11 protein-coding genes and 1 pseudogene are annotated in these 10,904 nt (G+C 64.3%); 7 read left to right on the top strand and 5 right to left on the bottom strand.

Going from position 1 to position 10,904, the window contains the following annotated elements:
• A partial coding sequence (locus EN742_RS11200) for a carboxyl transferase domain-containing protein (RefSeq protein WP_281034952.1) occupies positions 1-830 on the bottom strand: 830 nt, incomplete at its 3' end.
• A 406-nt stretch (positions 831-1,236) separates the two neighbouring features.
• Between EN742_RS11200 and EN742_RS11195 the strand changes: the two genes are divergently transcribed.
• Positions 1,237-2,658: a DEAD/DEAH box helicase gene (locus EN742_RS11195; RefSeq protein ID WP_189375279.1), complete on the top strand. Its 1,422-nt coding sequence runs from the start codon at positions 1,237-1,239 to the stop codon at positions 2,656-2,658.
• Positions 2,659-2,757: 99 nt separating this feature from the next.
• On the opposite strand, the gene EN742_RS11190 is transcribed toward EN742_RS11195, so the two are convergent.
• Together EN742_RS11190 and EN742_RS11185 are read right to left on the bottom strand one after the other, a co-directional pair.
• Positions 2,758-3,735, bottom strand: coding sequence for an alpha/beta fold hydrolase (locus EN742_RS11190; protein ID WP_127420975.1), 978 nt, complete (start codon positions 3,733-3,735; stop codon positions 2,758-2,760).
• A gap of 68 nt (positions 3,736-3,803) precedes the next feature.
• Complete coding sequence (locus tag EN742_RS11185; protein ID WP_126054651.1) at positions 3,804-4,646, bottom strand: SDR family oxidoreductase; 843 nt, start codon at positions 4,644-4,646, stop codon at positions 3,804-3,806.
• A gap of 215 nt (positions 4,647-4,861) precedes the next feature.
• Here EN742_RS11185 and EN742_RS11180 point away from each other — a divergent pair, with 215 nt between their 5' ends.
• The 4 genes from EN742_RS11180 to EN742_RS11165 are packed head-to-tail and all read left to right on the top strand — an operon-like array spanning position 4,862 to position 8,093.
• On the top strand, positions 4,862-5,896 hold the full coding sequence (locus EN742_RS11180) for a cysteine synthase A (protein ID WP_127406365.1): 1,035 nt from the start codon (positions 4,862-4,864) through the stop codon (positions 5,894-5,896).
• Positions 5,896-6,639: an alanyl-tRNA editing protein gene (locus tag EN742_RS11175; protein WP_127406366.1), complete on the top strand. Its 744-nt coding sequence runs from the start codon at positions 5,896-5,898 to the stop codon at positions 6,637-6,639. The genes EN742_RS11180 and EN742_RS11175 overlap by 1 nt, the downstream gene beginning before the upstream one ends.
• 33 nt (positions 6,640-6,672) lie before the next feature.
• The gene (gene sseA, locus EN742_RS11170) at positions 6,673-7,524 is read left to right on the top strand and encodes a 3-mercaptopyruvate sulfurtransferase (protein WP_126054649.1); all 852 of its coding nucleotides are present in this window, start codon (positions 6,673-6,675) and stop codon (positions 7,522-7,524) included.
• A 5-nt stretch (positions 7,525-7,529) separates the two neighbouring features.
• On the top strand, positions 7,530-8,093 hold the full coding sequence (locus tag EN742_RS11165; RefSeq protein ID WP_126059073.1) for a GNAT family N-acetyltransferase: 564 nt from the start codon (positions 7,530-7,532) through the stop codon (positions 8,091-8,093).
• A gap of 12 nt (positions 8,094-8,105) precedes the next feature.
• Here the strand turns inward: EN742_RS11165 and EN742_RS11160 are convergent, their stop codons facing one another.
• On the bottom strand, positions 8,106-8,516 hold the full coding sequence (locus EN742_RS11160; RefSeq protein WP_127407764.1) for a GFA family protein: 411 nt from the start codon (positions 8,514-8,516) through the stop codon (positions 8,106-8,108).
• Positions 8,517-8,702: 186 nt separating this feature from the next.
• Here EN742_RS11160 and EN742_RS11155 point away from each other — a divergent pair, with 186 nt between their 5' ends.
• Complete coding sequence (locus tag EN742_RS11155; protein WP_127407763.1) at positions 8,703-9,260, top strand: OmpA family protein; 558 nt, start codon at positions 8,703-8,705, stop codon at positions 9,258-9,260.
• A 278-nt stretch (positions 9,261-9,538) separates the two neighbouring features.
• Complete coding sequence (locus tag EN742_RS11150; RefSeq protein ID WP_126054646.1) at positions 9,539-10,006, top strand: DUF1203 domain-containing protein; 468 nt, start codon at positions 9,539-9,541, stop codon at positions 10,004-10,006.
• Positions 10,007-10,369: 363 nt separating this feature from the next.
• Here the strand turns inward: EN742_RS11150 and EN742_RS11145 are convergent.
• A pseudogene (locus EN742_RS11145) lies at positions 10,370-10,904 on the bottom strand (alanine dehydrogenase); the annotation flags it as partial.

Below are 10,904 nucleotides of genomic sequence, written 5' to 3'. Positions count from 1 at the left end.
GCGTTGTCGGGGATCAGCCGGTCGAGCGATAGATCGTGATCGGTCACTGACTGGTAGCATTCGATCTCGGGAATTTCCGACGTATTGGAGGCCGGTAGCAGGTCGACCAGCCGGCGCATCTGCAGCAGCGCCTCGACGTCGTTGTCGTAGGCGCCGTCGGCGATCGACGACTTCGTGGTGTGGACGGAGGCGCCGCCGAGGCTCTCTGCCGTCACCGTCTCGTTGGTGACGGTCTTCACCACGTCCGGCCCGGTGACGAACATGTAGGAGGTGTCGCGGACCATGAAGATGAAGTCGGTCATCGCCGGTGAATAGACGTCGCCGCCGGCGCAAGGGCCCATGATCAGCGATATCTGGGGGATCACGCCGGAGGCGAGCACGTTGCGCTGGAAGATCTCGGCGTAGCCGCCGAGTGCGGCCACGCCTTCCTGGATGCGAGCGCCGCCGGCGTCATAGAGACCGATGATAGGCGCGCGGTTGCGCAGCGCCATCTCCTGAACCTTGACCACCTTCTCGGCATGCGCCTCCGACAGCGAGCCGCCGAACACGGTGAAGTCCTTGGCGAAGACATAGACCGGGCGGCCGTTGACCGTGCCCCAGCCGGTGACGACGCCGTCGCCGGCGATCTTGGTCTTCTCCATGCTGAAATCGGTCGAGCGGTGCTCGACATACATGTCGAACTCCTCGAACGAACCCTCATCGAGGAAGACGTCGATGCGCTCGCGGGCGGTGAGCTTGCCTTTCTGGTGCTGGGCGTCGATGCGGGCCTTGCCGCCGCCCATGCGGGCGATCTCGCGGCGGCGCTCGAGCTCCTTCAGCACGTCCTTCATCGCGGTCCCCCAAACGGATAGCTGCGTTTGTGGTAATGATGCGCGCAGGGGAGCGCAAGCGCCGCGTTTGCCATGGTTTTTGCTGCATTGCAGCATGCGGCCCTTGCATTTCGAGGCGAACTCGTCCATATGCAGCGGCATAGGCGCTTGGGCCGGCATTGTCCGGCCTTCTCGACGAATGAGACTGGTTGCGTCTGTTTTCCCTCTTTCCGGTGTTCGGCCCCTCTTCCCGGTACATCACAAAGTGGCGAAAAAGCCCCGAGGCATGAAGCTTGCGGGCACGACAGCGCAGCCGCGCGGACGATCCCGTCCGCCGCCTTGTCGTTCCATGACAATTTTTCGACGGCAGGTTGCGCCCTGCCGCCATCGATGTTTGCGGCTACAGGCCGCGTGAAAGAAGATTATTTTGACCAACGAAAACACAGCGGAACAGAATGGTTTCGCCGCGCTCGGGATCTCCGGCGCGCTGCTCAAGGCCACTCATGCCGCGGGCTTCACCGACCCGAAGCCGATTCAGGTCCAGGCGATCCCGCCACAGCTGGAAGGCCGTGACATTTTCGGCATCGCCCAGACCGGTTCGGGCAAGACCGCGGCCTTCGCGCTGCCGATCCTGTCGAAGATCATTGGGCTCGGCACCAAGCGCCGGCCGAAGACGACCCGCGCGCTGATCCTGGCGCCGACCCGCGAGCTCGCCGTTCAGATCGAGGACACCATCAAGATCCTCGCCAAGGGCGCGCATGTCTCGACCGCGCTCGTGCTCGGCGGCGTCTCGCGCTTCAGCCAGGTGAAGAAGATCGCGCCCGGCGTCGATATCCTGATCGCCACGCCCGGCCGGCTGACCGACCTGGTGCGTGAGGGCGATCTGATCCTCGCCGACACTAAATGGCTGGTGCTCGACGAAGGCGACCGCATGCTTGACATGGGTTTCATCAATGACGTCAAGCGCATCGCCAAGGCGACCGCGCCCGACCGCCAGACGGCGCTGTTCTCGGCGACCATGCCGGACGAGATCGCCGAATTGGCGAAAGGCCTGTTGAAGACCCCGGTTCGCGTCGAAGTCGCGCCGCAAAGCACGGCGGCGGCTGAGATCGTGCAGAGCGTCGTCCTTGCCCGCACCAAGCAGAAGCGCCAGGTGCTGTCCAAGATGCTCGCCGATGAGGCGATGAAGTCGGTCATCATCTTTTCTCGCACCAAGCATGGCGCCGACAGGGTGACCAAGGATCTCGATCGTGATGGCTTCAAGGCCGCCGTCATCCATGGCAACAAGTCGCAGAATGCCCGCCAGAAGGCGCTCAACGATTTCCGCGACGGCTCGGTCCGCATCCTGGTGGCGACCGACATAGCCGCGCGCGGCATCGACGTGCCAGGCATCAGCCATGTCGTAAACTTCGATCTGCCGGACGAGGCGGAAAGCTATGTCCACCGTATTGGCCGCACCGGCCGCAACGGCAGGGACGGCATCGCCATCACGCTTTGCGACCCGTCGGAGAACGCCAAGCTGCGCCAGGTCGAGCGGATTATCCGCGCCAAGTTGCCGGTCGTTGCCGACCATCTCGGCAGCCCCGATCCCCAGCGCAACCCTGCCGAAAGGAACGAGCGTCATTTCGAGCCGGCTAACGACCGTGAACACCATGGCGGCCGTCGCGACGGCAGGCGTCCCGGCGGCGGCAACAACGGCTTCGGCAAGAAGCGTTTTGGCGGCAAGCCCAGTGGCGATCGTCCCGTCGCGGGCAAGCCGCAGGGCGAGCGTCCTGAGGGCCGCAAGCCTTTCAAGGGCAACAACAAGCGCCGTTACGGCGGCAAGCGGCCATCGACCCGGGCTGCCTGAAGCAGCGATCTGCCGGGCCTCCTGAACTGGCTTGATACGCCGGTAATCGACTGAACAGGGCGGCTGGAGCGATGCTTCGGTCGCCCCTTTTGTGACGGACTACTGCCCGGTCAGCGCCTTGACCCAGACGACAATCCGCTCGGCGAGGACGACGGTTGTCGACGGCGACAGGGCGTCGCCGGCAATGACGTGGTTGTCGACGTCACCGGTGTCGTCGACCGGCACCAGCTCGTGCGGCGCGCCCCAGCGTCCGGCGATTTCGCGGGTGCGGTCGGGCCGCACCACCTTGTCGGAATCCGAAAAGATGAAGAGGGCGGGGATGGTCGCCTTTTCCACCGGCGCCGCATAGGCGAGCTCGGTCAACGCCTGCATCGGCAGCGTCGCCGCTATCGGGTATTGGTGGGTCCAGAACCTTTCATGCAGCGCATTGCGGGTCGGGAAGCTGCGCTCCTTGCCGCCGACCAGCTCGGCGATCTGTTTGCCCCAGGGTTTGGTGAGCAGTTCGGCGCCGGACGCCTTGACGCCGAAGTTGGGCGAAATGAACGCGATCGCCGCAACCCCGTCCGAGGCGCGCGGCTCTGTCGCGGCCCATGCCGCCAGCGAGCCACCCGTCGAGGTGGCAATGACGATCACCCTGTCGCCGATCGCCCGGCCAATGGCGAGCGCCTCCTCGTAGTCGTTGATCCAGGCATTGACGCTGCCCTCGGCCATCGCGGCGCCGTCCTGGCCGTGGCCGGTGAGGCGCGTGTAGAACAGGTTGGCATCAAGCTCATCGGCGACGTCATCCGGCAGCGGCCGGACCTCGCCCTTCGAGGCCGAGAAGCCGTGGATGTAGACGATGGACAGCGGCGTCTTGGCGTGAACCATCGGATTTGCCCAGATGATCTCCTTTTCCAGCCCGTCGCGGATGTTGGGCACGGCGGCCTCTTCGCGCGCCAGATAGGCCTGCGGATCGTCGCCGATCGCGGACGGGTCGAAACGGATCTTCGTGTCGACGGGTACGCGCGGGCCGAGCACGAAGGCCATGGAGAAGACGACCGCAAGCCCCAGCACCGCAAGCACGATCCGCCGCCCCATTACAGACTCCAAGCAACAATTCTCAACCTATGGCCGTGCCTGCCGACAGGCAACACCCGTGCGCCGGCCTAAGTCGCCTGGTCCGGGCCCATTTCGTGCGGCAGCTTGCGGTCGAAATTCAGCGGCCGTGCCCTCCAGCCGGTCGTGACGCCGATCACCCAACGGCAGATCGGTCGCGGCAAGAGGCCGAGCAATTTCAGCGGCCAGCTGATGCGGTAGGGGAATGTGACCTCGAAGCCACCTTTCTCGATGCCGCGCACCATGCGGCGGGATGCGCGGTGGACAGGCATCAGCCCCGGCATTGGCAGCGTGTTCTTTTCCGTCAGCGGGGTGTCGACGAAGCCGGGGTTCATCACCTGAACCCGGATGTTCATCTTGTCGAAGTCGTATTTCAACGACTCCGCCAGGATGTTGATCGCCGCCTTGGTGCCGCCATAGGCGGCGGTGGTCGGCCAACCTGAATAGGCGGTGACCGAGCCGACGAGTACGACATGGCCGCGTCCGCGCACGCGCATATGCTCAACGACGGGCACCAGGCCATTGACGATGCCGAAATAGTTGACGTCGAAGGAGCGGCGGAAATCGCTCACCACGAGGTGCTCACCGGGCGTGGCGATGTAATTGCCGGCGTTGAAGACCGCGAGCACGATCGGCCCCATGTCCTTCTCGATCGCGGCGGCCGCCCTTGCCATGCCCGTCTCGTCGGTGACGTCACAAGGATACGACTTCACATGCCCGGGCATCTGCGCCGTCTCGACGATCAGCGTGTCGATCGGATCGTCCGCAAGCGCCGTCACCGCGACGGCATAGCCCTTCGCGGCAAGATCCTTGGCCAATGCGCGGCCGATGCCGCTGCTGCCGCCCGTTATCCAGGCGACGCCATGCTTCGGGTTGGCCCGGTAGAGTGTCATGCTGTGTCCTGCCAATGTGTCGGTAGTGCTCTAGCGGCGAAGAAATCGAATGAAAAGAGCGCTTTTCTGCGCAAGGTTGAAATGCATGCTGGAACACAGCATCTGAATTCAGGAGATTGCAGTGCCTGAAATGCGACTGGACCAGGCGAATTCTTGCCTTGAAACCGGGGCTTTGGGTTTCTAGGGTCTCGCCGCACCTACACAAGGAATCCTTGATGCCCCGTTCTGTGATCGACGCGATCGGCAACACGCCCCTGATCCGCCTCAACAAGGCCTCGGAAGCAACGGGCTGCGAGATCCTGGGCAAGGCCGAATTCATGAATCCGGGACAGTCGGTCAAGGACCGCGCAGGCCTGTTCATCATCCGCGATGCCGAGCAGCGCGGGCTGCTGAAGCCTGGCGGGATTATCGTCGAGGGCACGGCCGGCAACACCGGCATCGGCCTGACGCTGGTTGCCAAGGCGCTTGGCTACCGCACGGTGATCGTCATTCCGGACACGCAGAGCCAGGAGAAGAAGGATACCATCAAATTGCTCGGCGCCGAGCTGATCGAAGTGCCGGCGGTGCCCTACAAGAATCCGAACAATTACGTGAAGCTGTCGGGGCGTCTGGCCGAACAATTGGCGCGCACCGAGCCGAACGGTGCGATCTGGGCGAACCAGTTCGACAATGTCGCCAACCGCGACGGCCATATCAGGACTACGGCCGAGGAAATCTGGACCCAGACCAACGGCAAGGTTGACGGTTTCGTCTCGGCGGTCGGCTCGGGCGGAACGCTGGCCGGTGTCGGGCTCGGGCTAAAAGGCAAGAGCAGGGACGTGAAGATCGCTCTCGCCGATCCGCTGGGGGCCGCGCTCTACAGTTTCTACACCAGCGGCGAATTGAAGGCCGAGGGTAGCTCGATCACCGAAGGCATCGGCCAGGGGCGCATTACCGCCAACCTCGAAGGGTTTACGCCCGACTTCTCCTTCCAGATCCCCGACGAGGAGGCGCTGCCGATCGTCTTCGACCTTATCCAGGAGGAGGGGTTGTGCGTCGGCGGCTCGACCGGCATCAACATCGCCGGCGCGATCCGCCTGGCGCGGGAGCTTGGCCCCGGCCACACCATCGTGACCATGCTTTGCGACTACGGCACGCGCTACCAGTCGAAGCTGTTCAATCCCGAGTTCCTGCGCGAGAAGAACCTGCCGGTGCCTCGCTGGATGGAAGAGACCGCCGACATTTCGGTGCCCTTCGAAAAGGTCGCGTGATGGTGCACAAAACGGAAGCTCTGTTTCGCGATGACGCCTACCTGAAGGAGGCCGAGGCAGCGGTTGTCGCAATCAACGATCGCGGCGGCGTCGTTCTGGACCGGACGATCTTCTACGCAACCTCGGGCGGCCAGCCGGGCGACACCGGCTTGCTGGAGCGCGCCGACGGCAGCCGCGTCGCGATCGCCGCCACCATCACCGGCGAGACCAAGGACGAGATCATCCATGTGCCGGCGCCCGGACAAGCGGTGCCGACGATTGGCGAACGGCTGAAGCTTGCCATCGACTGGCAGCGGCGGCATCTTCTGATGCGCATGCACGCGGCCTGCCATCTGCTCACCGTCGTTTGCCCGTTCCCGATCACCGGCGCGGCCGTTTCCGTGGACGACAGCCGGGTGGACTTCGACATTCCCGATGCCGGCTTCACCAAGGAGGATGTGACGGCGAGACTCATGGAGCTGGTGCGTGCCGACCATCCGATCTTCACCCGGCTGATCACCGACCAGGAGCTCGCCGCCAATCCGGGCCTGGTGAAATCCAAGAACGTGCGTCCGCCTGTCGGCACCGGCAAGATCCGTCTGGTTTGCATCGGCGACAATGCCTCGATCGACAGCCAGCCCTGTGGTGGCACCCATGTGAGGAGCACCGGAGAGGTCGGCGAGATCCATATCGGCAAGATCGAGAAGAAAGGCCGCGAGAACCGGCGTTTCCGCATCCGCTTCGGGCCGATGCCGGCGATCTGATCGACGGCACTGTTGCGGGATGGGAGGAGAAAAATGGCTGAAGATAGTCCTTTCATCGTCGACACGGATTGGCTTGAGAAGCGCTTGGGCGAGCCCGGCCTGACGATCATCGACGCGTCCTGGTATCTGCCTGCGCAAAAGCGCGATGCGCGCGCCGAATATGAGGCGGCGCATATTCCCGGCGCCCGCTTCCTCGATCAGGACGCCATTTCGGACCCGGATTCCGGGCTTCCGCACACCCTGCCGTCGCCGCAAGATTTCGCGCAGTATGTCGGCGCCATGGGCGTTTCGGCCGACGACACGATCGTGGTCTATGACGGCCCGGGCTATTTCTCGGCGCCGCGCGGCTGGTGGATGTTCCGGGTCATGGGCGTCTTCCAGGTCTACATCCTGAGCGGCGGCTTCGATCGCTGGAAGGCGGAGGGGCGCCCAGTGACAGCGGAGCCGACGAGGATCGCGCCGTGCATCTTTCACGCCGACTTCGATGCCGCGCGGGTCGTCGGCCTCGCCGAAATGCGCCGCATCGTCGACGGGCGAGAAAGTCAGATCGCCGATGCGCGATCCGCCGGCCGTTTTGCCGGGACCGATCCGGAGCCGCGCGCCGGCATCCGCTCCGGGCATATGCCTGGCGCCCGCAACGTACCGGTCACGGCATTGGCCGAGAACGGCGAGCTGCTGCCCAGGGATCGCTTGCGCAAGGTGATCGAGGATGCCGGCATAGACCTGTCGAAGCCGGTCGTCACGTCATGCGGCTCGGGCATCACAGCGGCGGCGATTACGCTGGCGCTGGAGACGCTTGGCCACACCGACAACAGGCTTTACGACGGCTCATGGACCGAATGGGGCGGGCTTGCCGATACGCCCGTGGTGACGGGCAAGGAATGACGGTGATGGAAAACGGCGCGCTGGAGGACATCGACGTCACGGTGACGTTTCTCGAAATGCATGCGCCGCCGGCCGCGTCGCCGCCGGTGCCGTATAACCGACAGGTCGCGCTCCTGAAGACCAGGGATATCCCGCTGCATTTCTACCGCTACCTGATGGATCGGGTGGGGCGCAAATGGCATTGGGTGAATGTGCTGAGGCTGAGCGACGAGGAGCTTTCAGCGGGCCTCCATCGCGAGGACCGCGACATCAGGGTGCTCTATCTCGACGGCGCGCCGGCCGGCTTCTTCGACCTCAAGCCGCATATGCCGGAAGAGGTGGAACTCGCCTATTTCGGCATGATGGAGCATGCGCATGGACAAGGCATCGGCCGCTGGTTCCTGGGCGCCGCGATCTCTGCCGCCTGGTCGCATGGTCCGAAGCGGGTGACGGTGCAGACCTGCACGCTCGACCACCCGGCGGCACTGCCGCTCTACCAAAAGCTCGGCTTCACACCGGTTGCGCAGAAGAAGGAGATCGTGCACCCGCTCTCCTTCGCCGAGCGATCCGCGAGCGTCATGCGGCCGTAGTATCGATGCCGCCTACGCCACCGGTGGCGGCTGGCCCTCGAAGGTTGGCAGCGAGGTGTCGATGCAGGCCCAGGCCGGCGCCTTGGCCGTCCATATCGTCGCACCGGGCCTGATCATGTTCGGATCGTCGAGCGTGCCCGCGCGCACAAAAATGAGATGCGGGCGCGTCTCCGCCTCGCTGAAGAGATGCACCCCGCAGGCTGGGCAAAAGCGCCGGTGCATCCTGTTGCCGCTATCGGCCACGCTCTCATAGTCGCGCGTCTCGCCGGCGATCTTGATCCGCGCGGTCAGGAAGCAGACGCTCACCGCCGCGTTGCCGGCCGCGATATACTGGCAGAAGCGGCACCAGCACAGGCGCGTGGTGATCGGCTCCGCGCTGCTTTCGTAGCGGACTGCGCCGCACAGGCATCCTCCGGTGATCATGCTCGGATCCTCGCCAGCTCCGTCAACCGCTGCCGCGTTGTTCCGGGATCATCATGGCGCGGAGCGACATGTCTGGCCAGTCGGAAAACTTGGCATCTGTTCGTTCATCCTCGCTTCAGGCCGACTTTGCCAAGGTGTCGGCAAGATCAACGCGCCCGTCAGAAGGACGGGCCGAAGGAGAATGACATGCTGACCCGACGTACATTTGCCGTTGCCATGATTGCGGCACTTGCCATGCCGAGCCTTGCATTTGCCCAGGCCACCACGCCTTCCGCCGCGACGATCGAGCGCCAGCTCGAGGCAGCGCCCAGGGTGAAGCTGCGCCCCAATCAGCGCGTCACCATCCGCGAATTCAAGCGCCGGCCGGACCTCAGGCGCATGGCGCGCTCGATCGACATCCAGTCGATCAACTTCGCCTTCGGCTCGGCTGCGATCTCGGAGCCGCAATACGGCAAGATCGAAAACATCGCCGATGCGCTACACCGCATCCTGCGGCGCAATCGCGGCGCCCGCATCCTGATCGAGGGCCATACCGATGCGGTCGGGTCCTTCCAGTCGAACCAGATCCTCTCGGAGCAGCGCGCCGCCTCGCTGAAGCGGACGCTGGTGCGCGAGTTCGGCGTGCCCGGCCATGCGCTCGAAACCGTCGGCTATGGCGAGGAGTTCCTGCTGGTGCCGACACAGCAGGAGAACTGGCGCAACCGCAGGGTGACCTTGCGCCGCCTCGACGACTTCATCCGATAGCGCCCGCGTCAGGCCTTCGCCTGGATCGCCGTTCAAAAGAGCCCGGCTTGAATGACCCGGGCTCTTTCCATTTCGCTTGATGTCCAGGGCCAACGAAGATCGCGCGAGTGGATCCGACGATGACGATACGTGTGATAATGGCCGGCGCGACCGGCTGGGTCGGCAAGGCGCTGGTGCGCGGGCTCGACGCGCTCATCGACTGACGCTGCTTGGCAGGAATCGGGTGGGAAGCGTGCCGGGGACCGCATAGTTCCGGTCAGCGACACCGGAGATTTGCCATGCCCATCCAGTTCAAAGCCCTGCCGACCGACGATGTGAGAACCTTGCAGCGCGGCGGGGCGGACGCCTATGGCCACAAGCCTGAGCGCCAGATTTCCGATGGCGACGGCGTGCCGTGCCGGCATTGCCTCAAGAACGTCGGCGCCGGCGAAGCGTATCTCGTCCTGGCCTACCGGCCGTTTCCCGAGTTGCAGCCCTATGCCGAGACCGGGCCGATCTTCCTGCATGCGCAGGAATGCGAACGCGCGCCGGACGACGAGGCGCTCCCCGAAATGCTCGAGAGCAGCGACTATATCGTGCGCGGCTATGGCCGCAATGACCGCATCGTCTATGGCAGCGGCGGCGTTATCCCGACAGTCGGCATCGCGGCGCGCGCCGAAACGCTGTTCGAGCGCGACGACATCGCCTACATCCACGTCCGTTCGGCGCGCAACAATTGCTACCAGTGCCGCATCGAACGCGCCTGAAGACAAAAAATGCCCGCCGATCGTCTGGCGGGCAGTTGGGGAAAAAGCCTGCGACAGAAGAGAAAGCAGCCTTCAGGCCGATGTGACTAGGCATGTTTTTCGAATGCCGAATGTGAAGTGCTTCACAATGGCGACACGGATCCGCATAAATGTCGGCGAGACTGTCGTACTCCCGTCGCAATTACTTGCTAGAAGGCAAGTGTTGATCGATTGCCGACCGCGGATGGACCGGCGGCACGTCTCAACATCGAGGAAGCGGGGCTTTGGCTCCGCTTTTTTGTTGTCCGCACTTTTTCCGTGCAAAGCAAAACCCGCCGGACGAAGCCGGCGGGCGACAGGAGGAAACTTCTTCTCGCGCAGGTGTCAGGCGGCGAGCACCGCCTTCGGCTCGACCAGCTCGTAGCCGAGCGCTTCGGCGACCGCGCGGTTGGTGATCTTGCCCTTGTGGACGTTGAGGCCGTTGCGCAGATGATGGTCGTCGACCAGTGCCTTGAGGCCCTTGTCGGCAAGCTGCAGGCCGAAATGCAGCGTCGCGTTGTTGAGGGCGTGCGCCGAGGTGACCGGTACCGCCCCTGGCATGTTGGCGACGCAGTAGTGGATGACGCCGTCGACCTCGTAGGTCGGTTCGGCATGGGTCGTGGCGTGCGAGGTCTCGAAGCAGCCGCCCTGGTCGATGGCGACGTCGACGAGCACGGAACCCTTCTTCATGCCGGACAGCATCTCGCGCGTCACCAGCTTCGGCGCCGCGGCGCCCGGGATCAGAACGGCGCCGACCACGATGTCGGCGGAGAAGCATTCTTCCTCGAGCGCCTCGACGGTCGAGTAGCGGGTGTGGACGCGGCCGCCGAAAATGTCGTCGAGCTGGCGCAGGCGCGGGATCGAGCGGTCGATGATGGTG

Source organism: Mesorhizobium sp. M4A.F.Ca.ET.020.02.1.1, from assembly GCF_004022645.1.
GTDB lineage: Bacteria > Pseudomonadota > Alphaproteobacteria > Rhizobiales > Rhizobiaceae > Mesorhizobium.
The sequence above is the reverse complement of the archived record's forward strand: the minus strand, read 5'-3'. Positions and strand labels throughout refer to the sequence as shown.